The sequence below is a fragment of the Shigella flexneri 2a str. 301 genome (genome assembly GCF_000006925.2).
Classification (GTDB): domain Bacteria; phylum Pseudomonadota; class Gammaproteobacteria; order Enterobacterales; family Enterobacteriaceae; genus ECMA0423.
Genome location: NC_004337.2, coordinates 2,888,509 through 2,910,949, shown reverse-complemented (window position 1 = coordinate 2,910,949; position 22,441 = coordinate 2,888,509). Strand labels below are relative to the sequence as shown.

The following is a 22,441-nucleotide window of genomic DNA, read 5'->3' as shown; positions in this document are numbered from 1 at the left end:
CCGGATGCGACGCACGAGTGTTACGCCTGCCGCATCCGGTGATTTTCATCGCTTACCCTAAATCCGCCATCAACACTTTGGATTTACGCTGGTAGTTGTACAACTGCTTTTTGCTCTCGGGCAGTAAATCAATATCCACCGGGGTAAATCCACGTTCCTGGAACCAGTGAATACTGCGCGTGGTCAGCACAAACAATTTGCTTAAGCCGCTCTGCTTCGCCTGAGCGGCAATGCGTTCCAGCAGAACCTCGCCCCGTGATGAACTGCGGTAATCCGGGTGAACTGCCACACAGGCCATTTCCCCAATCTTCTCTTCCGGGAACGGATAGAGCGCGGCGCAGGCAATAGTCGTGTTATCGCGCTGAATAATGGTGAATTTGTCGATTTCCATCTCCAGCTGCTCGCGAGAACGGCGCACCAGAATACCTTGCTGCTCCAGCGGGCGAATCAACTCCAGAATACCGCCAATATCGTTGATTGTTGCGCGACGAATCTGCTCGGCGCTTTCCATCACAATCTGCGTACCGATACCGTCGCGTGAGAACAACTCTTGCAACAGCGCGCCATCTTCCTGATAACTGATTAAATGACAGCGGCGCACGCCGCTGCGGCAGGCTTTCACTGCGCCACGCAAAAAGCGCACCGTACCGGAGTTGTAATCGCCTTTCTCTTCCTGGGCTTCTACCCGTGCTTGCGCTTCGTTAGGGAAAAGTTCGGAGACAATATCACCGTCGTCATTAGTAACGCCCTGGGAAGAGCAAAAACCAATCATCTTTTCAGCTTTCAGTTTGATGGCTAGTTGAGTGGCAATCTCTTCCGAGGTCAGATTAAAGCTCTCGCCAGTGACTGAAACAGCGACCGGCCCCATTAGCACTATTGCACCGCTTTCCAGTTGACGATGGAGCGCGTCTTCATCAATCCGCCGGATACGCCCGCTATGGCAGTAATCCACGCCGTCATCGACGCCCAGCGGCTGGGCAATAATAAAATTGCCACTAACGACGTTGATATGCGCGCCCTGCAGCGGCGTGTTATTGAGACTCATTGACAGGCGAGCAGTAATATCCAGTTGCAATGTTCCCGCAGCCTGCTTCACCAGTTCCAGTGTTTTGGCGTCGGTCACACGTATATTCTTGTGATACAGCGGTTCGTGGTGATGCGCAGCCAGATTTGCGTCGATCTGCGGACGTGCGCCATAGACCACCACCAGACGGATGCCGAGGCTGTGCAACAACCCGATATCATTAACGATACTGGAGAAATTCTCATGCTCAATGGCTTCACCGCCGAGCATGATGACAAACGTTTTTCCCCGGTGGGTATTGATATAGGGAACCGAATGGCGGAATCCCTCGACCAGCTCGGTTTTACGTTCCTTTACCACGGCACACCCCTTTGCATGATTATTTGAAATTATTGTATTTTTATTCTGTTTTTTCGCAGGGTGCAAGTGTAAATTTTATGCGAGAGCGACTTTTTTATCAGTAATGCCGTGAATATAAAAAGAATGTTTACCGTTTATTAGATGACAGATTATGCGTCTTTCGCTAAAGTTTCCGGTCAAATTAGTCGTTTACTTGTTACACAGCTTAGATTTCTTTTGCTCGGGAGAGGCATGTCAGGATCCAACACTGCAATCAGCCGTCGTCGTTTACTGCAAGGCGCGGGCGCTATGTGGCTATTGAGCGTAAGTCAGGTCAGCCTGGCTGCGGTTAGCCAGGTCGTGGCGGTGCGCGTCTGGCCTGCGTCCAGCTACACCCGCGTGACGGTAGAATCAAATCGTCAGCTGAAATATAAGCAGTTCGCGTTGAGTAACCCTGAACGCGTGGTGGTGGATATCGAAGATGTAAACCTGAACTCGGTACTCAAGGGGATGGCGGCACAAATTCGTGCAGACGACCCGTTCATCAAGTCGGCGCGCGTCGGGCAATTTGACCCGCAAACCGTACGCATGGTTTTTGAATTAAAGCAAAACGTAAAACCGCAGCTGTTTGCCCTTGCGCCGGTCGCCGGGTTTAAAGAGCGTCTGGTGATGGACCTCTATCCGGCCAATGCACAGGATATGCAGGACCCGCTGCTGGCGCTGCTGGAGGATTACAACAAAGGCGACCTCGAAAAGCAGGTGCCGCCAGCGCAAAGTGGTCCACAACCGGGTAAAGCAGGGCGCGATCGTCCGATTGTCATTATGCTTGACCCTGGCCACGGTGGCGAAGACTCCGGTGCGGTGGGGAAATACAAAACGCGCGAAAAAGATGTGGTATTGCAAATAGCTCGCCGTTTGCGCTCTCTGATCGAGGAAGAGGGCAATATGAAGGTGTACATGACGCGCAATGAAGACATCTTCATTCCGTTGCAAGTGCGCGTAGCAAAAGCCCAGAAACAGCGTGCTGACCTGTTTGTCTCTATCCATGCCGACGCCTTTACCAGTCGTCAGCCGAGCGGTTCCTCGGTGTTTGCGCTCTCAACCAAAGGCGCAACCAGTACTGCGGCAAAATATCTGGCACAAACCCAGAACGCCTCGGACTTGATTGGTGGCGTGAGCAAAAGCGGTGACCGCTATGTCGACCACACCATGTTCGATATGGTGCAGTCGCTGACTATTGCTGACAGCCTTAAGTTTGGTAAAGCGGTACTGAATAAGCTCGGAAAAATCAACAAGCTGCATAAAAATCAAGTTGAACAGGCCGGGTTTGCCGTACTAAAGGCACCAGATATTCCCTCCATTCTGGTCGAAACGGCGTTTATCAGTAACGTTGAGGAAGAGCGTAAACTGAAAACGGCGACTTTCCAGCAGGAAGTTGCGGAGTCTATTCTTGCGGGGATTAAAGCGTATTTTGCCGATGGGGCAACGCTGGCGAGAAGGGGATGATAAAAAGGCGCTGAATGGCGCTTTTTTTATGGGAGATCAGAAACAAAAAAACACCCGTTAGGGTGTTCAATAATTGGTTGCGGGGGCCGGATTTGAACCGACGACCTTCGGGTTATGAGCCCGACGAGCTACCAGGCTGCTCCACCCCGCGTCACCGTACTGCTTTTACTTCATCAAATTTGATTGGTTGCGGGGGCCGGATTTGAACCGACGACCTTCGGGTTATGAGCCCGACGAGCTACCAGGCTGCTCCACCCCGCGTCCGTGGATGCGCACTATACTCCGCTCGCGTTTTCATGCAACCTTTTTTTTACCCCGATCACGGATTTAGCATGATTTTGAACAAAAACAAACCACTAAAGCCTATTTTTTGTGCAAAATTTGCGTCAGGGAGAGGCTGCTCATTTCATTAAACGCGGCGGTTTGTTATCTTCGTTGCGCCTTATTTTTTAACCTGAAGAAGAGAACAATGAAAGGACGTTGGGTAAAGTACCTTCTTATGGGCACGGTTGTGGCAATGCTTGCCGCCTGCTCTTCCAAACCAACCGATCGCGGACAGCAATATAAAGACGGGAAATTTACCCAGCCTTTCTCTCTGGTGAACCAGCCAGATGCCGTTGGCGCGCCGATTAACGCCGGTGATTTTGCCGAGCAAATTAACCATATCCGTAATTCGTCACCGCGTCTGTATGGCAACCAGAGTAATGTTTATAACGCGGTGCAAGAGTGGCTGCGCGCAGGCGGTGATACCCGCAATATGCGCCAGTTCGGCATTGATGCCTGGCAGATGGAAGGTGCCGACAACTATGGTAACGTGCAGTTTACAGGCTATTACACGCCGGTAATTCAGGCGCGCCATACCCGCCAGGGCGAGTTCCAGTATCCTATTTACCGTATGCCGCCAAAACGTGGTCGTCTGCCGTCTCGTGCGGAGATCTACGCCGGGGCATTGGGCGATAAATACATCCTCGCTTACAGCAACTCTCTGATGGATAACTTCATTATGGATGTGCAGGGTAGTGGGTATATCGACTTTGGTGATGGCAGTCCGCTTAACTTTTTCAGCTATGCAGGGAAAAACGGTCATGCCTATCGCAGCATTGGTAAGGTGCTGATCGACCGTGGCGAAGTGAAAAAAGAAGATATGTCGATGCAGGCGATTCGTCATTGGGGCGAAACACACAGTGAAGCCGAGGTTCGCGAGCTGCTGGAACAGAACCCGTCTTTCGTCTTCTTTAAACCGCAATCTTTTGCACCGGTGAAAGGGGCAAGTGCGGTGCCGCTGGTTGGCCGTGCTTCTGTTGCCTCCGATCGTTCAATTATTCCGCCAGGTACTACCTTGCTGGCAGAAGTGCCGCTGCTGGATAATAACGGCAAATTTAACGGTCAGTACGAATTGCGTCTGATGGTGGCGTTGGATGTCGGGGGCGCAATCAAAGGCCAACACTTCGATATCTATCAAGGGATCGGGCCGGAAGCCGGACACCGCGCAGGTTGGTACAACCACTATGGACGGGTTTGGGTGCTGAAAACGGCTCCGGGCGCAGGTAACGTCTTTAGCGGCTGATGTGATATTCTGTATGCCGTTTTTACGGATATGACAGGGGAGGGGTAACCTCACATCCTGATTATTGACTAAGTGCGCGTTGTTCATACCGGATGCGGCGTGAACGCCTTATCCGGCCTACAAATCATGCAAATCCAAAATATTGCAGGAGTTATGTAGGCCTGATAAGCGTAGCGCATCAGGCATTTATGCGTTTAGGGTGAGGGATAACCTCGCCCTTTTTAATTCTGAGGTGCTATGTCTGTGGTAATTAGTGATGCATGGCGTCAGCGTTTTGGTGGCACAGCGCGTCTGTATGGTGAAAAAGCGTTGCAACTGTTTGCTGACGCGCATATTTGTGTGGTTGGTATCGGTGGTGTCGGTTCCTGGGCGGCGGAAGCGCTGGCGCGCACGGGGATTGGCGCAATCACGCTTATCGATATGGATGATGTGTGCGTCACCAATACCAATCGGCAAATTCACGCTCTGCGCGATAACGTCGGGCTGGCAAAAGCGGAAGTCATGGCGGAGCGCATTCGCCAGATTAACCCGGAGTGCCGTGTAACGGTGGTGGATGATTTCGTGACGCCGGATAACGTAGCGCAATATATGAGTGCCGGTTATTCGTACGTGATTGATGCCATTGATAGTGTACGGCCCAAAGCGGCGCTGATTGCTTATTGTCGGCGCAATAAAATCCCGCTGGTCACGACCGGTGGCGCGGGTGGGCAGATTGACCCGACGCAGATTCAGGTTACCGATCTGGCGAAAACGATTCAGGATCCGCTGGCGGCGAAGTTGCGCGAGCGCCTGAAAAGCGATTTTGGCGTAGTGAAAAACAGTAAAGGTAAGCTCGGCGTGGATTGCGTGTTTTCTACTGAAGCGCTGGTGTACCCGCAGTCAGACGGTACGGTGTGTGCGATGAAAGCCACGGCAGAAGGGCCGAAGCGGATGGATTGTGCATCTGGATTTGGCGCGGCAACGATGGTGACCGCCACCTTTGGGTTTGTTGCGGTTTCTCATGCGCTGAAGAAGATGATGGCGAAAGCGGCGCGTCAGGGTTAAACAATCAGGTCGGATGAGACGCGAACGTCTTATCCGACCCGGTTCTGTGCTTAAACCTGCTTCGTCGCAGCGATAATCGCCTCGCTTAACGCATTTAACCCCTGGCTGCGTGAGGCGCTAAGCTGCGCACGTAATCCCAGCTCATCAAACAATGCCAGCGGCGACTGTGCCTGTAATTCGGCGGCGGTTTTCCCCTCAACGGCAGTCAACAACACCGCCAACAGGCCGCGCACAATGCGCCCTTCGCTGTTGCCAAAGAAGTGCATTTTGCCGTTTTCAGCCACGGTATATCCCAGCCAGACGCGGTTTTCGCATCCGGCAATCTCTTTAGCCTGCGCTTTTAACTCGTCTGGCAAAGCCGGAAGCTGTTTCCCCAGCATGATCAACTGGCGATATTTATCTTCCCATTGCGACAACGGTGCGAAGGTATTGCGTAACGTTTCTGCGGTTACGGTTGTGCCGAACGGATGTCCGGCGAATTGCGGGTTTGTCATTAATCCACCAATAATTCCAGCGCGCGGTCAACGGCATTCACCAGCGCATCCACATCACTCTTTGTATTATATGGCGCAAATGAGGCGCGCAGTGTGCCGGTTACGCCTAATTCTGCCAGTAGCGGCTGAGCGCAATGTTGCCCGGCCCGCAAGGCAATACCGTACTCCGCCAGTAGCGTCACCATATCGCTGTGATGAACGCCAGCAAAATCAAAGGCCAGCAGGCTGGAATCCTGGCAGCGGAATGAACGAAAGCCTGGACGTTTCGCCAGCGCTTCTTCTGCAAGCGTTGCTAAGCTACGGCTCCAGCTTTCGGCCTGGTTGATATCGTAATCTGCCAGCCATTCCAGCGCCGCGCTTAATCCTATGACGCCAGCGACATTTGGCGTTCCTGCTTCCAGTTTCCACGGCGCAGATTGAGTGGTGAAACCGTCAAAACTCACTTCGTGAATCATTTTGCCGCCACCCAGCCAGGGCGACATCGCTTCCAGCAGTTCTGATTTGCCATACAGCACGCCGATACCCGTCGGGCCATACAGTTTGTGACCAGAGAAAGCATAGAAATCGATATCCAGTTGCTGAACATCCGCGGGGAAATGCACCGTCCCCTGAGCACCATCAACCATCACCACCATCCCGGCTGAATGAGCAAAGGTAATCGCTCGCGCCAGATCCGGGCAACCGCCAGTCACGTTCGACATCTGACCCAACGCCAGAATCCGACTACGGGGAGTAATCAGCTCTGGCAACAAATCGACATCCGGCAGTCGCTGCGCATTAAGCGGCAATTTCACCACTTTGGCTCTAGTTTGTTGGGCGACCATCAGCCAGTGGACCAGGTTAGCGTGGTGTTCTGCCACGCTGACAATAATCTCATCGCCCGGTTGCACACGCGGACGCGCATAGCATTGTGCCACCATGTTGATGGATTCAGTGGTGCCGCGCGTCCAGACGATAGTTTTATCATCCGGTGCATTCAGTAATTGCGCCACTTTCTCTCGTGCAGCTTCATAACGCGCGGTCAGGCGTTGGGCTTCGGCAAACTGGCTGCGATGGACGTTTCCGGCGCTCAGGCTGTAAAACTGTCGAGTGGCTTCAACCACGGCTTCAGGTTTAAGCGCGGTCGCGGCGCTGTCGAGATAGACGCCCGCATCCTGTAGTGCGGGAAACTGGGCGCGAAACTGCGCGGGATTAAAAACGTTCATGGTACTCCTCGGCTTGATGCACCGATCGTGACGCAAAATTCACTTTGATACAAGGAGAGTGCTAACCATCAGAATTATCTGGATATCCTGGCGAAGCCGCGTAAGTAACATATGCTGAATAGTGTTAGGCGTTAATTTTAGCCTGTTAATCAATACTATTAAGATTTATTAATCGTTTTAAGGAGAAGATGATGAAAAAGACTGCCGCAATTATTTCTGCCTGTATGCTGACTTTTGCCCTGAGCGCCTGTTCCGGTTCGAACTATGTGATGCACACCAATGACGGACGTACCATCGTCTCTGACGGCAAACCACAGACTGATAACGATATCGGTATGATTTCGTATAAAGACGCTAATGGCAACAAACAGCAGATCAACCGTACTGACGTGAAAGAGATGGTCGAACTGGAACAGTAATTCGCGATCGCAAGGTAAAAAAAAGCACCGCAATTAGGCGGTGCTACATTAATCACTATGGACAGACAGGGTAAATGTACAGGAAGTGAAAAAAGGTAGCTTTGCTACCATGGTCTGAATCGCAGACCAATTGCAAACACAACAACACAACATCACAACCGTAAGCCAAAAGTTCACCAGAATACGCATTCCGATAAAACTTTTCGTTCCGGCTCAGGAAGTGCCGCCACTATAGGTATTTGCTGGTAGAAGCTCAACGGACAATTTATAATGGCTCAGATTAAAAAAACTAATAGGTTACACAGTGTGATCTAATTGTTAAATTCATTTAACATCAAAGTTTAAAAGCCATGTCTAAACGATTACCACCGCTAAATGCCTTACGAGTTTTTGATGCCGCAGCACGCCATTTAAGTTTTACTCGCGCAGCAGAAGAGCTTTTTGTGACCCAGGCCGCAGTAAGTCATCAAATCAAGTCTCTTGAGGATTTTTTGGGGCTAAAACTGTTCCGCCGCCGTAATCGTTCACTCCTGCTGACCGAGGAAGGGCAAAGCTATTTCCTCGATATCAAAGAGATATTTTCGCAATTAACCGAAGCGACGCGTAAACTCCAGGCCCGTAGCGCCAAGGGGGCGTTGACGGTCAGTTTACTCCCCAGTTTCGCCATTCATTGGTTGGTTCCGCGACTTTCCAGCTTTAATTCAGCTTATCCGGGAATTGACGTTCGAATCCAGGCGGTTGATCGTCAGGAAGATAAGCTGGCGGATGATGTTGATGTGGCGATATTTTATGGTCGGGGCAACTGGCCGGGGCTACGGGTGGAAAAACTGTACGCCGAATATTTATTGCCGGTGTGTTCGCCGCTACTGCTGACAGGCGAAAAACCCTTGAAGACCCCGGAAGATCTGGCTAAACATACGTTATTACATGATGCGTCACGCCGTGACTGGCAGACATATACCCGACAGTTGGGGTTTAATCATATCAACGTTCAGCAAGGGCCAATTTTTAGTCATAGCGCCATGGTGCTGCAAGCGGCTATTCACGGGCAGGGAGTGGCGCTGGCAAATAACGTGATGGCGCAATCTGAAATCGAGGCCGGACGTCTTGTTTGCCCGTTTAATGATGTTCTGGTCAGTAAAAATGCTTTTTATCTGGTTTGTCATGACAGCCAGGCAGAACTGGGTAAAATAGCCGCCTTTCGCCAATGGATCCTGGCGAAAGCCGCTGCTGAACAAGAAAAATTCCGCTTTCGTTATGAACAATAATTTACGTAGGGTACGACCATGACCAGCCGTTTTATGCTGATTTTCGCCGCCATTAGCGGCTTCATTTTTGTGGCACTGGGCGCTTTTGGTGCGCATGTGTTAAGTAAAACCATGGGGGCCGTTGAGATGGGCTGGATCCAAACCGGTCTCGAATACCAGGCGTTTCATACGCTGGCGATCTTAGGTCTGGCGGTGGCAATGCAGCGTCGCATCAGTATCTGGTTTTACTGGAGTAGCGTTTTCCTCGCGTTAGGCACGGTGCTGTTCAGCGGCAGCCTTTATTGCCTGGCGCTGTCCCATCTGCGTTTGTGGGCGTTTGTCACACCGGTTGGCGGCGTGAGCTTCCTTGCGGGCTGGGCGTTAATGTTAGTTGGTGCTATCCGTTTAAAGCGCAAGGGCGTAAGTCATGAATAAGGTTGTATTGCTGTGCCGTCCGGGCTTTGAAAAAGAGTGCGCCGCAGAAATTACCGATAAAGCCGGCCAGCGGGAAATTTTCGGTTTTGCCCGCGTGAAAGAGAATGCGGGTTATGTCATTTATGAATGTTATCAACCTGATGATGGCGATAAGTTAATCCGTGAGCTGCCGTTCAGTTCATTAATTTTTGCCCGCCAGTGGTTTGTGGTGGGGGAACTCCTGCAGCATTTGCCGCCAGAAGATCGTATTACCCCCATTGTCGGCATGTTACAGGGTGTAGTAGAGAAGGGCGGTGAACTGCGTGTTGAAGTTGCCGATACCAACGAAAGCAAAGAGTTGCTGAAATTCTGCCGTAAGTTCACTGTTCCGCTACGCGCTGCCTTGCGCGATGCTGGGGTGCTGGCGAACTATGAAACGCCGAAGCGTCCGGTTGTGCATGTATTCTTTATTGCACCAGGATGCTGCTATACCGGTTACTCATACAGCAACAATAATTCGCCGTTCTATATGGGCATTCCGCGCCTGAAATTTCCGGCAGAGGCGCCGAGTCGTTCCACGCTCAAACTGGAAGAGGCATTTCATGTGTTTATTCCTGCGGATGAGTGGGATGAACGCCTGGCGAACGGGATGTGGGCGGTGGATTTAGGCGCTTGCCCTGGCGGCTGGACCTACCAACTGGTGAAGCGCAACATGTGGGTTTATTCCGTCGACAACGGCCCGATGGCGCAAAGTCTGATGGATACCGGGCAGGTGACGTGGCTGCGGGAAGACGGTTTCAAATTCCGTCCGACACGCAGCAATATCTCCTGGATGGTATGCGATATGGTTGAAAAACCGGCTAAAGTTGCGGCATTGATGGCGCAGTGGCTGGTTAATGGCTGGTGCCGTGAAACCATTTTCAATCTCAAACTGCCGATGAAAAAACGCTACGAAGAAGTATCACACAATCTGGCGTATATTCAGGCACAGCTTGATGAACATGGCATAAATGCTCAGATTCAGGCGCGGCAGTTGTATCACGATCGCGAAGAAGTGACGGTGCACGTCCGCCGCATCTGGGCTGCGGTGGGTGGTCGTCGCGACGAGCGATAACAGGCAAGGCCGGGGCGTCGTCTCCGGCCTGCTACCCTTTCCGTCAGGCTGTTACCAAAGAAGTTGCAACCTGGCGCTCATCAGAAATAATGTGCGTTACCTCATCCAGATGCCCGATGCGGGCTTCCCCTGAACGATTAAATTTACTTTTATCAATCAATAACAACGATTGCGCGGCACGTTTTAATAGCATCGATTTGTAATCAGCGTTGATCGCATTGGAGTCCCACAGTGCGCCGCTGCTATCGATCCCTTCACAAGAAAAAATAAACAGATCGATTTCCAGCGATTTAAGTTGGGAAATCAGCGAGGGATTGACGTAACAGCCATATTTGCGCTCAAGTGTGCCGCCGGAACTGATCAGTTGAATGCGTTCGCGTTTACCGAGTTCATGGCAAATCGGATGGCTATTGGTGAAGACCTGAATGTTGATGTCAGGCAACTGGCGTGCCAGATACCAGCAAGTTGAACTGGCGTCTAAGGCTATCACCATCCCTTCTTCAATCCACGCGAGCGCCTCGCGCGCGATATCTGCTTTATGCGCATAATGGCTTTTCAGCCTGATGTGAAAGGGATCGCCACTGTCTTGATTTTGACGGTGGATATATTTAGCGCGTCCATGATTGCGCAGAATTTTACCCTGCGTCTGTAATTCATTGAGATCGCGACGAATGGTTTCTTTACTGACCTTTAGCTGTTCAGAGAGAGCTTCCGTGGTCAGGCTGGTATGGTTCAGCAGCAGGTCGACTATCGCTTGCTGGCGTGCCGCTTTCATATTTTTCACCCCATCATTCGATAACCGCCCGCGTCATGCGGGCGTACCGGTATGAGATTACGGTGTTACCCCTTTTTTTAAAAGAATATTCCCGTACTTCGCTCGTTCGCCTGTGATAACGATCGCAAAGGCTTTTTGCGCCCGTTCATAAAACGCAAAACGATTGATGCGGATGATGTCAGGACACGGGGCTTGTAGTGAAAGCGCATTACGGTAACGTCGTTCTACTTCAGGATCGAGAGTGTCACCCTCTACCGCCGCCATCATCACCAGCGGCGGGGCATAACTGTCCAGCTCAAATAACGGGATAATCGCCTGGAGCAAGTCGCTCACCAACAGGCCATCAGCGCGGATCACCTGCGGTTCCATCGAATGGGCGGGAAAGTGAGCATCGGAAAAAATAATTTCATCTCCATGTCCCATCTCTGCCAGCACTTTCAATAGTTCGGGAGAAATTAACGGCGAAATTGTTTTCAGCATTTCACACTTCCTCTATAAATTCAGGTTCAGTTTGCGGGTAGAAATAACGGTACTGATAATGAATCTGTGCACGGGCTTCTTCCGGGCTGTTAAATTCCCCTACGCCATACCAACCGAACAGCGCAGCTCCTGCGACGGTCGTTTCGGCATCGTCGAGAACTTTTACCGGAATATCAAGCATATTGGCTTTAATCTGATTCCACAATGTGTTGCGACTTCCTCCACCGACTAACAATAATTCATAGGCTTTAAAGTGCCCGATTTTTTCCAGCATCTGTAGATTGCGCTGTAATTGCGCAGTTAACCCTTCCAGCGCCGCGCGATAGAAATGCCCCCGCGTGGTATTAAGCGTCACTCCTTGCCAGCCAGCGTTCTGACACGACAATAAATCACACTGCATTTTCACACCATCCGCGCCAGGTGCGATCAGACGAGCTTCTTCAATCAACATTTGCCAGGGTGTTTCAGCCGTCCAGAACAGTTTTCTCACCCATTCCAGCACGCCGGATGCCAGCCATTGCATACCTGGGTTATACAACCATGCCTGGCTATCTAGTTCGCAGGTGGAACCGGCGTACTGACTTAACAGCGAAGTATCAACCTAGGCGCTGCGAACCATTAAAATTTCCCATGTACCGGAGGAGAGCACGGGTTCATTTTGTTCGGCACCAGCGCCAAAAAGGGCGAACTGGGTATCGTGACCTGCGGAAATCACCGGTATGCCAACGGGTAAGCCGAGCATTGCTGCGGCGTTGTTCTGTAGCGTACCAATCTGTTCACCCGCTTCCACCAGACGAGGGAAGAGTCGGCGTGGAATACCGGTGGCTTGTAAAATTTGCGGACTGAAATCGCGTTGCTGGATATCCAGCATCTGGCTGGTTCCGGCCATCGTGATATCAGTAGTGAATTCGCTGGTTAAACGGTGGTTAATCAGCGACGAAATGAAGAGCCAGGCGTGCGCGCGTTCCAGCAGTTGTGGATGATTTTCTTTCAACCACACCAACTTATATAACGTATTGAAACTAAAGGCTCCGACGCCAGAAATAGCCTGCAACCGCTGTGCGGAGATTAACCGTTCAATATTGTCCATAACCGCTGCTGTTCGCGGACATTTCCAGCTAATGATCGGATAGAGCAGATTGCCTTGCTTATCTACCAGAGCGCCATCCACACTAAAGGTGGTGACGGCGATACCGCGGATGTGGCATTCAGTCAGTTCACTATTGATTTGCCGACAGCAATCAGCAAAGCGTTGCAAAATGGCAGTCTAAAGACCACTGGTGCCAGGTGTTGTTTTCCATCGCGATATCGCTGGCATTAGGCGTTGAGGCGCGGGCAACAATTTTTCCCTGCCGATTAACCGCGATGGCCCTGACATTGGTCGCGCCACAGTCGAGTACCAGGATAACTTCTTGTTTCATAATCGCTCCTGCAATATAGCCGGATAACATTGTTTATCCGGCTAACCACTCTTGCTTGTTCAGGCCCGGTAGCCGGAGCGACCGGGCATCACATCAGGGTGTAATGTATTAACGCTTGTACAACGGACCGTAGTTCTGGCAAGCGCGGTAATCCTGGCCTTCAATATCCATGCCGTGCGCAGCCCAGGCAGAAGGACGATACACTTTGGTCTCTTCAACGTTGTGCATACATACCGGGATACGCAGCATGGAGGCAAGGGTGATAAAGTCTGCGCCAACGTGGCCGATGGTCAGAACTCCGTGGTTGGCACCCCAGTTCGCCATTACCGAATACACATCCGTAAACGGCCCTTTACCAGTGAGGCGCGGTGCAAACCAGGTGGTTGGCCAGGTTGAGTTGGTGCGTTTGTTGAGGATGTCATGCACATCCTTCGGCAATTCCACGCTCCAGCCTTCCGCGATTTGCAGTACCGGTCCCAGGCCTTTGATGATGTTGACACGAGTCATGGTGAACGGGACGCCGCCTTCGGTAAGGAAGCGGGAAGAGTAACCGCCGCCACGGAAGTATTCGTGGATCGCCGGGCACCATTCGGTAGCGGCGAGGCAAGCGTCAGCCTCTTGCTGAGAGATTTCCCAGTGCGGCTTCATCGTCGGGTTACCTTCGCTGTCGCGTTGTTTACAGGAACCGTCCAGCGCAGCAGAACCTGAGTTGATCAAATGGATGATGCCGTGTTCTGCCAGTCCGTCCAGTTTATGCCCCGTTACACGCTCAATTGCTTCTGGTGACCAGTAGGTACGCACATCGGCAAATACCTGAGCGGTGCCGGTGAGCTGGTGACCCATTAGCATTGCCACGCCGTTAAGACTGTCGTTTTCGGTCGCCACGACAAAGGGTTCGCGCACGCCATTCCAGTCAAATGAACTGTTGAGGATCGCTTCGGCGGTGTCACCATTGGGATATTGATCGGTCCAGTGACGTTGCCCCTGGAAGCCCGCAGCGATGGCGTTGTAGCCAAGTGATTCTTCCACGCGACCAATATCGGCCAGTTTGCTGTTGCCTTGCATCATGTCGCGGATACACATCGCCATCAGTAAACTTTCGCGCAGAACTGCGCGGCTTTGCTCGGCATTGCGTTGATACTGTTTGTTATTTTCATCTTCGCCATAGCGGAAGTTTTTATCAGCCCAGGCCAGTGCCATTTCCAGTTCGGCTTCGTCGTAAATCTTCTGATCGATACGGCGACGCAGTTCGGTCATATCCACCGCCTGGACTTTCATTCCCAGCCAGGATTCAAAGAAGTTGTGATCAACAATAGAACCGGCGATACCCATCGAAACGCCGCCCAGCGACAGATAGCTTTTACCTTTCATGCTGGCGACGGCCAAACCGGCGCGGGCAAAGCGCAGCAGTTTTTCTTCAACATCGGCAGGAATCGATGTGTCATCGGCATCCTGAACGTCATGACCGTAAATGGAGAATGCCGGGATGCCTTTCTGGCTGTGAGCTGCCAGAGCCGCAGCCAGGTAAACAGCGCCGGGGCGTTCAGTGCCGTTAAAGCCCCAAATGGCTTTCGGGCGGGTTGGATCCATGTCGATGGTTTCACTGCCATAGCACCAGCAAGGCGTTACCGTAATGGTGAGGCCTACATTCTGGCTGCTGAATTTTTCTTCGCAAGCAGCGGCTTCAGCCATACCCGCGATACAGGTATCGGAAATGACACACTCGACGGCAGCTCCGCAGGCATGGCGCAGTTTCTCGGTCAGCAGTGCGGCCGTAGCTTTCGCCATATTCATTGTTTGTTCTTCAAGCGACTCACGAACACCCATGCGACGACCGTCAATAACCGGGCGGATACCAATTTTCGGTAAGCTGATTTTTTTCATTACAGATTCCTCACTTTATTCGGAAAATATGTTCAGTTAGTTGCCGTTTGAGAACGGAAACGGGCAAAGATAAAGATGACCGCGAAGCAGAGTGCGGGGATCAGTTCAGCAGTGGGGATGTTGCCCGCCGCGTCACTGACAAAACCCATGACCGGAGTGACAATACCGCCGCCAATAATGGTCATAACGATGAAGGACGAACCGTATTTGGTGTCCTGGCCGAGATTCTTAATGCCCAGCGAGAAGATTGTTGGGTACTGAATCGACATAAAGGCGCTGCATAAAGTCAGGGCTATTAAGCCCACATGACCGCCAGCGAAGGCTGAGATCAGGCACAGTGCCATAGCGATTAATGCGTAGGCGGCCAGGACTTTGTGTGGTGCGAAGCGACTGATGAGCCAGGTACCGGTGAAACGACCAATAAAGAAGCACACCATGGTTCCGGTTAAATAGTTAGCGGCAAAGCCTGCAGTCATACCTAGAATTTCTTCTACAGCGTAGCGAATCAAATAGCTCCAGCAGGCCGTTTGTGCGCCGACATAGCAGAATTGCGCTAATACCGCCCAGCGCCAGTGACGAATACGCGCCAGACGAGAAAGCGATGCGGAGAACGATCCTTGTTTGGCGTCACTGTGATTATCACTCTGCAATGCCGGGAATTTCGTCAGCATGATCAGCAGGGCGACCAGTAACACGATAGCCACGATGATCATATAAGGTGTCTGTACCGATAATACCAGGCTGTGTTTATACGCACTCAATTGCTCTGGAGACATTTTATCGAGAACGTCTTGCGATTGATGTGGCACGTTAGACAAAATAAGACTTTGCCCAAAGACAACCGCGATAATTGCGCCAAACGAGTTAAATGTTTGCGCAAGATTTAAGCGGAAGTGACTACTGCTTTCCGGCCCTAATACCGTAACAAAAGGGTTTGCGGCAGTTTCCAGACAACCTAATCCGGCTGCAATAATAAATAGGCCAACTAAAAATAAGGTGTAGTTCATTATTTCTGCAGCGGGCCAGAATAATGCAGCGCCCAAGGCATATAAAAATAATCCGGTAATAATCCCTGCTTTATAACTGAGTTTTTTCATCAATATCCCAGCAGGGATTGGGATAATGAAATAACCAAAGTAAAAGGCCGATTGGATCAGGCCAGCCTGGAAATTTGTCAGCGTAAAAGCCTGCTGGAATTGAGGTAATAAAATGTCGTTAAGGTTATTGGCTACCGCCCAAAGAAAAAACAGTGAGCACAGCAGCGCGAATGGAATAATGTAACTTCTGCTTTGCCCTGCATCTTTATCTACCGCACGGTAACTCTGCGTTTGTATTGATGTGTTTCCCATAGCATCCTCTTAGGTTCAGAAGCTTAAGCACGTAATCGGTTATGTTTTCAAAAGTGCAAAACCAGCGAGTTCGGGCTTCATATCGGTGAATATTTGCCTGTCTGAAATGAACTCATGGATTCATTTTCAAATAAAAAACGCTCTGTAATATGACGGCGGTCACACTTATTAGCTGGAAGGTGACTTTATGTGACTACCATCACTTTAATAATCGAAATTTCATGCCCGTTTCAGAAAATAAATCATAAAAAACACAAACCAGATGACCGTATTAATTGTTTGTGCCGAAAACGGGCATTTCTGGCGAGGGGAAATGGAAAAATGACCGTTTTGATAAATATTTTTAAGAGCGGTCATTTTTAACGGGGTTATAAAAAGAGAACTTGCAGTTATTTACTGTGATTAGTTGAGCTAGGTCACAAAATATAAGCTTGTGAATTTCTTTCTTGTTAATCAGGAAGAAGATGGTGGGTAATTAAACGGCTAATTCAATAGTGTGAAAGGAACAACATTATTGCCCTGTTTTGAATCAGAGAGAGGTAGCTAATGGAACGAAATAAACTTGCTCGTCAGATTATTGACACTTGCCTGGAAATGACCCGCCTGGGACTGAACCAGGGGACAGCGGGGAACGTCAGTGTACGTTATCAGGATGGGATGCTGATTACGCCTACAGGCATTCCATATGAAAAACTGACGGAGTCGCATATTGTCTTTATTGATGGCAACGGTAAACATGAGGAAGGAAAGCTCCCCTCAAGCGAATGGCGTTTCCATATGGCAGCCTATCAAAGCAGACCGGATGCCAACGCGGTTGTTCACAATCATGCCGTTCATTGCACGGCAGTTTCCATTCTTAACCGATCGATCCCCGCTATTCACTACATGATTGCGGCGGCTGGCGGTAATTCTATTCCTTGCGCGCCTTATGCGACCTTTGGAACACGCGAACTTTCTGAACATGTTGCGCTGGCTCTCAAAAATCGTAAGGCAACTTTGTTACAACATCATGGGCTTATCGCTTGTGAGGTGAATCTGGAAAAAGCGTTATGGCTGGCGCATGAAGTTGAAGTGCTGGCGCAACTTTACCTGACGACCCTGGCGATTACGGACCCGGTGCCAGTGCTGAGCGATGAAGAGATTGCCGTAGTGCTGGAGAAATTCAAAACCTATGGGTTACGGATTGAAGAGTAATTTCGTAAAGCAACAAGGAGAAGGATGATGGCTAACAGAATGATTCTGAACGAAACGGCATGGTTTGGTCGGGGTGCTGTTGGGGCTTTAACCGATGAGGTGAAACGCCGTGGTTATCAGAAGGCGCTGATCGTCACCGATAAAACGCTGGTGCAATGCGGCGTGGTGGCGAAAGTGACCGATAAGATGGATGCTGCAGGGCTGGCATGGGCGATTTACGACGGCGTAGTGCCCAACCCAACAATTACTGTCGTCAAAGAAGGGCTCGGTGTATTCCAGAATAGCGGCGCGGATTACCTGATCGCTATTGGTGGTGGTTCTCCACAGGATACTTGTAAAGCAATTGGCATTATCAGCAACAACCCGGAGTTTGCCGATGTGCGTAGCCTGGAAGGGCTTTCCCCGACCAATAAACCCAGTGTACCGATTCTGGCAATCCCCACCACAGCAGGTACTGCGGCAGAAGTGACCATTAACTACGTGATCACTGACGAAGAAAAACGGCGCAAGTTTGTTTGCGTTGATCCGCATGATATCCCGCAGGTGGCGTTTATTGATGCTGACATGATGGATGGTATGCCTCCGGCGCTGAAAGCCGCGACGGGTGTTGATGCGCTCACTCATGCTATTGAGGGGTATATTACCCGTGGCGCGTGGGCACTAACCGATGCACTGCACATTAAAGCGATTGAAATCATTGCTGGGGCGCTGCGAGGATCGGTTGCTGGTGATAAGGATGCCGGAGAAGAAATGGCGCTCGGGCAGTATGTTGCGGGTATGGGCTTCTCGAATGTTGGGTTAGGGTTGGTGCATGGTATGGCGCATCCACTGGGCGCGTTTTATAACACTCCACACGGTGTTGCGAACGCCATCCTGTTACCGCATGTCATGCGCTATAACGCTGACTTTACCGGTGAGAAGTACCGCGATATCGCGCGCGTTATGGGCGTGAAAGTGGAAGGTATGAGCCTGGAAGGGGCGCGTAATGCCGCTGTTGAAGCGGTGTTTGCCCTCAACCGTGATGTCGGTATTCCGCCACATTTGCGTGATGTTGGTGTACGCAAGGAAGACATTTCGGCACTGGCTCAGGCGGCACTGGATGATGTTTGTACCGGTGGCAACCCGCGTGAAGCAACGCTTGAGGATATTGTAGAGCTTTACCATACCGCCTGGTAAATGCGCTGATGTGATAATGCCGGATACGATTTGCGGCGTATCCGGCTCGCCGTTACCGTACCAACCGCAATTGCTGTAAATTGCCGTCGATATGCAAATCGGTTTGTAAGCGGGCAATATCGCGGCACAGAAACGCCATCTCTTTATGGGTTTCTAATTTTTTGCGCCACTTTTCGGCAACCGCATCCAGATTCTCATATATCCCTTCCAGACTCTGAAACTCGACCAGCAGCTGCGTGGCGCTTTTTGGTCCGATTCCCGCAACACCCGGTACCTTTGAACTGCTGATCCCCGCAAGTCCCCAGTAATCGGGCAACTGCTGCGGTTGAACGCCAAATTCTTTATCGATAAATGGCGCATCCAGCCAACGTTTCTGGAAGTAATCACGAATACGTAATGTCGGTGAAAGTAACTGACAGTAGCCTTTATCTGTCGAAACAATCGTTGCCTGATGCCCGGCCTGTGTCACTTTGACCGCCAGTGTGGCGGCTAAGTCATCGGCTTCGTTGCCGCTGGCTGACCAGCACGGGACGCCGCGTTGCTCAAAGGCGGCGCGTAATGCAGGCATCTCGTCGTGCAACTCTTCCGGCATTGGCGGTCGATCCGCTTTGTAATCTGGTAAACGCTGATGACGCCAGCCGCTACTGCGGTTTTCATCATCAAAAACGGCGACCGCGTGGGTTGGCTGGCTGTGCATAATGAGCTGATCGAGCGCATGCTGGCAGGTTTCGACACAGGGCGAACCCTGAACGGCATGAATGCGACGGATAAGATTCAGTGCATCGACAATAAGCAAATGAACAGCCACGATAACCCCCTTAAAGATCAGGCGATAAGGGTAACATTCGATGCCGGAACAGGCTATGGCTGGTTGAGAAAACAGGAAGAGGCTTCGCAAAACGAGGCCTCTGGGAGAGATTAATCGCAGGCAACGATCTTCATCGCCAGGCCGCCGCGAGAGGTTTCGCGGTACTTGGCGTTCATGTCTTTACCTGTTTCGTACATGGTTTCGATAACTTTATCGAGGCAGACGCGCGGTTCGCTGGTACGGCGCAGTGCCATACGCGCGGCGTTCACCGCTTTCACTGCTGCAATGGCGTTACGCTCAATGCACGGTACCTGAACCTGCCCCGCGACCGGGTCACAAGTCAGACCGAGGTTGTGCTCCATCGCGATTTCCGCTGCGATGCAAACCTGCGCCGGGCTTGCGCCTAACAGTTCTGCCAGACCAGCTGCCGCCATAGAGCACGCCACGCCAACTTCACCCTGGCAACCCACTTCGGCACCAGAAATCGACGCGTTCATCTTATAAAGAGAACCAATGGCGCTGGCTACCAGCAGGTAACGAGCCAGTGAGTTAGCGTTCACTTCGCGGATAAACTTATCGTAGTACGCCAGCACAGCCGGGATAATCCCGCACGCACCGTTAGTCGGCGCAGTCACCACGCGACCGCCAGCAGCGTTCTCTTCGTTCACTGCCAGTGCAAACATGTTGATCCAGTCAACAACCGCCATCGGGTCAGTGGTGGTTTTATCCTGGCTGACCAGCATCCGGCGTAGTGCCGCAGCACGGCGTGGAACGCGCAGTTTGCCAGGCAACACGCCTTCGGTGGAAATACCGCGCTCAATACCGCCACGCATGACTTCCCAGACGTTCGCCAGGTGCTGTTCCAGCTCTTCTTTACTGTGCAGCGCCAGCTCGTTTTTCATCATCAGGCCAGAGAGTGACAGCCCGGTTTCCTGACAATGTTTTTGCAGATCGGCTGCTGAACTGTACGGATAAGGAACTTCAACCGGTGCGCTATCCTGCTGGCCAAAATGCTCTTCATCAACGATAAAGCCACCGCCAATAGAGTAGTAAGTCTGGCTGTAAACGACTTTATCGCCCGCCAGCGCGGTAATGCGCATACCGTTTTCATGCAGAGAAAGGTTGTCTGCATGGAAGTTCATGCACTGATCAACCGGGAACTCCACTTCATGCTGACCGTTTGCCAGCATCAGGCGACCATGAGTATTCACATCCTGAATAAAACCGGGGATGGAATCGATATCCACGGTATCCGGCAGGTTACCCGCCAGGCCCATAATAATGGCGATATCTGTGTGGTGGCCTTTACCAGTCAGAGAGAGCGAGCCGTACACGTCAACCACCACGCGGGTCACGTCTTTAAGCAGGTTACGGGCAATCAGATCGTCGGTAAATTGTTTACCCGCTTTCATTGGTCCAACGGTATGAGAACTGGAAGGGCCAATGCCGATTTTGAAAATATCGAATACGCTAATCATAGGAAATACATCGCGTTAAAACGGAGGAAGCGCCGCCCGAAAGCGGCGCGAAAGGACTTAGCTGAACAGAGAGTAGAAGATTGCGGAGATTGCAATCAGACCCATCACGACAACGAATACGTTGCTGATGTGACCGCTGTACTTACGCATTGCCGGTACTTTCTGAATTGCGTACATCGGCATCAGGAACAGGATCATCGCGATGATTGGGCCGCCCAGGGTTTCAATCATACCCAGGATGCTCGGGTTCAGGGTGGCAACAATCCAGGTCGTTACCAGCATGAACAGCGCAGTGATACGGTTCAGCTTGTTGATTTCGATAGACTTACCTTTACCACGCAGAGATTTAATCACCATACCGTTGAAGCCTTCACGTGCGCCCAGGTAGTGGCCGAGGAAGGATTTGGTGATAGCGATAATCGCGATAATCGGAGCCATCCACGCGATAACCGGTGCGTTAAAGTGGTTAGCCAGGTAAGACAGAATCGAGATGTTGTGCTCTTTAGCCGCAGCCAGGTCTGCCGGAGTCAGGCTCAGTACGCAGATGAAGACGAAGATCATTTCGGTCAGCACCATCATGATGTGTGCGAATGCCAGGATCTTGGAGCATTTCTGTTCTGCCATATCGCCGTACTCTTCACGATTCGCAACGGCGAAAGAAGAGATGATCGGAGAGTGGTTGAACGAGAACACCATTACCGGAATTGCCAGCCACAGGGTCATCCACAGACCGTTTCCGGTTGCAGATGCAGTGTCCAGAGACAGCGTTTCCAGTGCTGCGCCGTTCCACTGCGGGATCAGGTACAGAGCCAGCAGCATCAGTACGCCAACAAACGGGAATACCAGAATACTCATCGCTTTAACGATCATCTGCTCACCAAAGCGAACGATGGTCATCATACCCACGATCAGGATCAGCGACAGAATCGCACGCGGCGGTGGCGTCATACCCAGCTGGTGAGACATGAAGCTTTCAACGGTATTGGTGATTGCCACGCTATAAACCAGCAGGATCGGGTAGATAGCGAAGAAGTAGAGCAGGGTAATCAGTTTACCTGCGCCAATACCAAAGTGTTCTTCTACAACCTCGGTGATGTCTTCGCCCGGGTTTTTACCAGACAGTACGAAGCGAGTCAGGCCGCGGTGAGCAAAAAACGTCATCGGGAACGCAAGGATAGCCATGATGATCAGCGGGATCATACCGCCAACACCGGCGTTGATTGGCAGGAACAGCACGCCCGCGCCGATTGCCGTGCCGTAAAGGCCCAGCATCCACATGGTGTCTGTCTTGCGCCAGGCACTACGAGAGTCTTTCGACGCAATCGTGCTGGTTTGAGTCGTTTCCATCTATTTCTCCTGGAGGAATGCAAATAATTCAGCTTTTAGCCAGTTCAGCCCGGGAAGGTGCCTGACCGTAAAAATGAAATCTGTCTATCGGCGATGGCTTAATCATTTACCGCCGTAATAATTTGAGGGCGGAAAGATACACACAAGTTATGTATC

Annotated in this window: 19 protein-coding genes, 2 tRNA genes, 1 other RNA gene, 1 pseudogene and 1 other annotated feature; of the genes and pseudogenes, 9 read left to right on the top strand and 14 right to left on the bottom strand. The window is 51.3% G+C overall.

From position 1 onward, the window contains the following. Positions 1-52: 52 nt before the first annotated feature. Positions 53-1,384: an N-acetylglutamate synthase gene (argA, locus tag SF2829; protein NP_708609.2), complete on the bottom strand. Its 1,332-nt coding sequence runs from the start codon at positions 1,382-1,384 to the stop codon at positions 53-55. A 141-nt stretch (positions 1,385-1,525) separates the two neighbouring features. Between argA and SF2828 the strand changes: the two genes are divergently transcribed. Continuing rightward, positions 1,526-2,869, top strand: coding sequence for an amidase (locus SF2828; RefSeq protein NP_708608.1), 1,344 nt, complete (start codon positions 1,526-1,528; stop codon positions 2,867-2,869). Between the two features lie 74 nt (positions 2,870-2,943). Here SF2828 and SF4505 read toward each other — a convergent pair. Both SF4505 and SF4504 read right to left on the bottom strand, forming a co-directional pair. After that, positions 2,944-3,020, bottom strand: a tRNA-Met gene (locus SF4505). 33 nt (positions 3,021-3,053) lie between these two features. After that, positions 3,054-3,130, bottom strand: a tRNA-Met gene (locus SF4504). Positions 3,131-3,338: 208 nt separating this feature from the next. Here SF4504 and mltA point away from each other — a divergent pair. Beyond that, positions 3,339-4,436 (top strand): murein transglycosylase A, encoded by a 1,098-nt coding sequence (gene mltA, locus SF2827; RefSeq protein NP_708607.2) that lies wholly within the window; start codon positions 3,339-3,341, stop codon positions 4,434-4,436. A gap of 237 nt (positions 4,437-4,673) precedes the next feature. Next, entirely contained in the window at positions 4,674-5,480 is an 807-nt protein-coding gene (gene ygdL / locus SF2826) for a sulfur acceptor protein CsdL (protein ID NP_708606.1), read from the top strand. 50 nt (positions 5,481-5,530) lie between these two features. Here ygdL and ygdK read toward each other — a convergent pair whose 3' ends face one another. Together ygdK and SF2824 are read right to left on the bottom strand one after the other, a co-directional pair. Beyond that, entirely contained in the window at positions 5,531-5,974 is a 444-nt protein-coding gene (ygdK, locus tag SF2825) for a CsdA-binding activator (RefSeq protein ID NP_708605.1), read from the bottom strand. Then, positions 5,974-7,179, bottom strand: coding sequence for a cysteine sulfinate desulfinase (locus SF2824; protein ID NP_708604.2), 1,206 nt, complete (start codon positions 7,177-7,179; stop codon positions 5,974-5,976). Before SF2824 ends, ygdK begins: the two co-directional genes overlap by 1 nt. Before the next feature lie 188 nt (positions 7,180-7,367). Between SF2824 and SF2823 the strand changes: the two genes are divergently transcribed. Beyond that, entirely contained in the window at positions 7,368-7,598 is a 231-nt protein-coding gene (locus SF2823) for a hypothetical protein (RefSeq protein ID NP_708603.1), read from the top strand. A 109-nt stretch (positions 7,599-7,707) separates the two neighbouring features. On the opposite strand, the gene gcvB is transcribed toward SF2823, so the two are convergent. Then, positions 7,708-7,820: non-coding RNA, gcvB RNA; regulator (gcvB, locus tag SF4559), on the bottom strand. A 128-nt stretch (positions 7,821-7,948) separates the two neighbouring features. On the opposite strand from gcvB, the gene gcvA reads away from it, so the two are divergent. From gcvA to ygdE, 3 genes are read left to right on the top strand one after another with little or no spacing between them, the layout of a single operon-like run. Beyond that, complete coding sequence (gene gcvA / locus SF2822) at positions 7,949-8,866, top strand: DNA-binding transcriptional activator GcvA (protein NP_708602.1); 918 nt, start codon at positions 7,949-7,951, stop codon at positions 8,864-8,866. 18 nt (positions 8,867-8,884) lie between these two features. After that, positions 8,885-9,280: a hypothetical protein gene (gene ygdD, locus SF2821; protein ID NP_708601.1), complete on the top strand. Its 396-nt coding sequence runs from the start codon at positions 8,885-8,887 to the stop codon at positions 9,278-9,280. Next, positions 9,273-10,373, top strand: coding sequence for a 23S rRNA (cytidine(2498)-2'-O)-methyltransferase RlmM (gene ygdE / locus SF2820; RefSeq protein ID NP_708600.1), 1,101 nt, complete (start codon positions 9,273-9,275; stop codon positions 10,371-10,373). Before ygdD ends, ygdE begins: the two co-directional genes overlap by 8 nt. Before the next feature lie 43 nt (positions 10,374-10,416). On the opposite strand, the gene fucR is transcribed toward ygdE, so the two are convergent. The 5 genes and pseudogenes from fucR to fucP form a co-directional block, all read right to left on the bottom strand. After that, complete coding sequence (gene fucR, locus SF2819; RefSeq protein NP_708599.2) at positions 10,417-11,148, bottom strand: DNA-binding transcriptional activator FucR; 732 nt, start codon at positions 11,146-11,148, stop codon at positions 10,417-10,419. A 57-nt stretch (positions 11,149-11,205) separates the two neighbouring features. Continuing rightward, positions 11,206-11,628 (bottom strand): L-fucose mutarotase, encoded by a 423-nt coding sequence (gene fucU / locus SF2818; protein ID NP_708598.1) that lies wholly within the window; start codon positions 11,626-11,628, stop codon positions 11,206-11,208. A 1-nt stretch (position 11,629) separates the two neighbouring features. Then, positions 11,630-13,079 (bottom strand) — a sequence feature (Similar to Escherichia coli K12 L-fuculokinase gi: 1789168 (483 aa). BLAST with identity of 98% in 483 aa. This CDS contains an in-frame stop codon. The sequence has been checked and is believed to be correct.). After that, a pseudogene (fucK, locus tag SF2817) lies at positions 11,630-13,079 on the bottom strand. It overlaps the preceding feature by 1,450 nt. A gap of 78 nt (positions 13,080-13,157) precedes the next feature. Next, positions 13,158-14,933 carry an L-fucose isomerase gene (fucI, locus tag SF2816; RefSeq protein ID NP_708597.1) on the bottom strand — a complete coding sequence of 592 codons (1,776 nt, stop codon included), beginning with the start codon at positions 14,931-14,933 and terminating at the stop codon, positions 13,158-13,160. Between the two features lie 32 nt (positions 14,934-14,965). Beyond that, the gene (gene fucP / locus SF2815) at positions 14,966-16,282 is read right to left on the bottom strand and encodes an L-fucose transporter (RefSeq protein ID NP_708596.1); all 1,317 of its coding nucleotides are present in this window, start codon (positions 16,280-16,282) and stop codon (positions 14,966-14,968) included. 546 nt (positions 16,283-16,828) lie between these two features. On the opposite strand from fucP, the gene fucA reads away from it, so the two are divergent. Both fucA and fucO read left to right on the top strand, forming a co-directional pair. After that, positions 16,829-17,476, top strand: coding sequence for an L-fuculose phosphate aldolase (gene fucA, locus SF2814; RefSeq protein NP_708595.1), 648 nt, complete (start codon positions 16,829-16,831; stop codon positions 17,474-17,476). Positions 17,477-17,503: 27 nt separating this feature from the next. After that, the gene (gene fucO, locus SF2813) at positions 17,504-18,652 is read left to right on the top strand and encodes an L-1,2-propanediol oxidoreductase (protein NP_708594.2); all 1,149 of its coding nucleotides are present in this window, start codon (positions 17,504-17,506) and stop codon (positions 18,650-18,652) included. A 52-nt stretch (positions 18,653-18,704) separates the two neighbouring features. Here the strand turns inward: fucO and xni are convergent, their stop codons facing one another. The 3 genes from xni to sdaC are packed head-to-tail and all read right to left on the bottom strand — an operon-like array spanning position 18,705 to position 22,285. Further along, complete coding sequence (xni, locus tag SF2812; protein NP_708593.1) at positions 18,705-19,550, bottom strand: flap endonuclease-like protein; 846 nt, start codon at positions 19,548-19,550, stop codon at positions 18,705-18,707. A 20-nt stretch (positions 19,551-19,570) separates the two neighbouring features. Beyond that, positions 19,571-20,938, bottom strand: coding sequence for an L-serine dehydratase (gene sdaB / locus SF2811; RefSeq protein ID NP_708592.1), 1,368 nt, complete (start codon positions 20,936-20,938; stop codon positions 19,571-19,573). Between the two features lie 57 nt (positions 20,939-20,995). Further along, positions 20,996-22,285, bottom strand: a complete 1,290-nt coding sequence (sdaC, locus tag SF2810) for a serine transporter (RefSeq protein ID NP_708591.1) — start codon at positions 22,283-22,285, stop codon at positions 20,996-20,998. Between the last annotated feature and the right edge of the window lie 156 nt (positions 22,286-22,441).

What these genes read in the sequence shown, in the direction of transcription:
- fucO (NP_708594.2), top strand. Translation starts at nt 17,504, where the DNA reads ATGGCTAACAGAATGATTCTGAACGAAACGGCATGGTTTGGTCGGGGT.
- ygdK (NP_708605.1), bottom strand. Translation starts at nt 5,974, where the DNA reads ATGACAAACCCGCAATTCGCCGGACATCCGTTCGGCACAACCGTAACC.
- sdaB (NP_708592.1), bottom strand. Translation starts at nt 20,938, where the DNA reads ATGATTAGCGTATTCGATATTTTCAAAATCGGCATTGGCCCTTCCAGT.
- ygdD (NP_708601.1), top strand. Translation starts at nt 8,885, where the DNA reads ATGACCAGCCGTTTTATGCTGATTTTCGCCGCCATTAGCGGCTTCATT.
- fucU (NP_708598.1), bottom strand. Translation starts at nt 11,628, where the DNA reads ATGCTGAAAACAATTTCGCCGTTAATTTCTCCCGAACTATTGAAAGTG.
- fucA (NP_708595.1), top strand. Translation starts at nt 16,829, where the DNA reads ATGGAACGAAATAAACTTGCTCGTCAGATTATTGACACTTGCCTGGAA.
- fucI (NP_708597.1), bottom strand. Translation starts at nt 14,933, where the DNA reads ATGAAAAAAATCAGCTTACCGAAAATTGGTATCCGCCCGGTTATTGAC.
- fucR (NP_708599.2), bottom strand. Translation starts at nt 11,148, where the DNA reads ATGAAAGCGGCACGCCAGCAAGCGATAGTCGACCTGCTGCTGAACCAT.
- ygdE (NP_708600.1), top strand. Translation starts at nt 9,273, where the DNA reads ATGAATAAGGTTGTATTGCTGTGCCGTCCGGGCTTTGAAAAAGAGTGC.
- mltA (NP_708607.2), top strand. Translation starts at nt 3,339, where the DNA reads ATGAAAGGACGTTGGGTAAAGTACCTTCTTATGGGCACGGTTGTGGCA.
- ygdL (NP_708606.1), top strand. Translation starts at nt 4,674, where the DNA reads ATGTCTGTGGTAATTAGTGATGCATGGCGTCAGCGTTTTGGTGGCACA.
- gcvA (NP_708602.1), top strand. Translation starts at nt 7,949, where the DNA reads ATGTCTAAACGATTACCACCGCTAAATGCCTTACGAGTTTTTGATGCC.
- fucP (NP_708596.1), bottom strand. Translation starts at nt 16,282, where the DNA reads ATGGGAAACACATCAATACAAACGCAGAGTTACCGTGCGGTAGATAAA.
- sdaC (NP_708591.1), bottom strand. Translation starts at nt 22,285, where the DNA reads ATGGAAACGACTCAAACCAGCACGATTGCGTCGAAAGACTCTCGTAGT.
- SF2824 (NP_708604.2), bottom strand. Translation starts at nt 7,179, where the DNA reads ATGAACGTTTTTAATCCCGCGCAGTTTCGCGCCCAGTTTCCCGCACTA.
- SF2828 (NP_708608.1), top strand. Translation starts at nt 1,526, where the DNA reads ATGACAGATTATGCGTCTTTCGCTAAAGTTTCCGGTCAAATTAGTCGT.
- SF2823 (NP_708603.1), top strand. Translation starts at nt 7,368, where the DNA reads ATGATGAAAAAGACTGCCGCAATTATTTCTGCCTGTATGCTGACTTTT.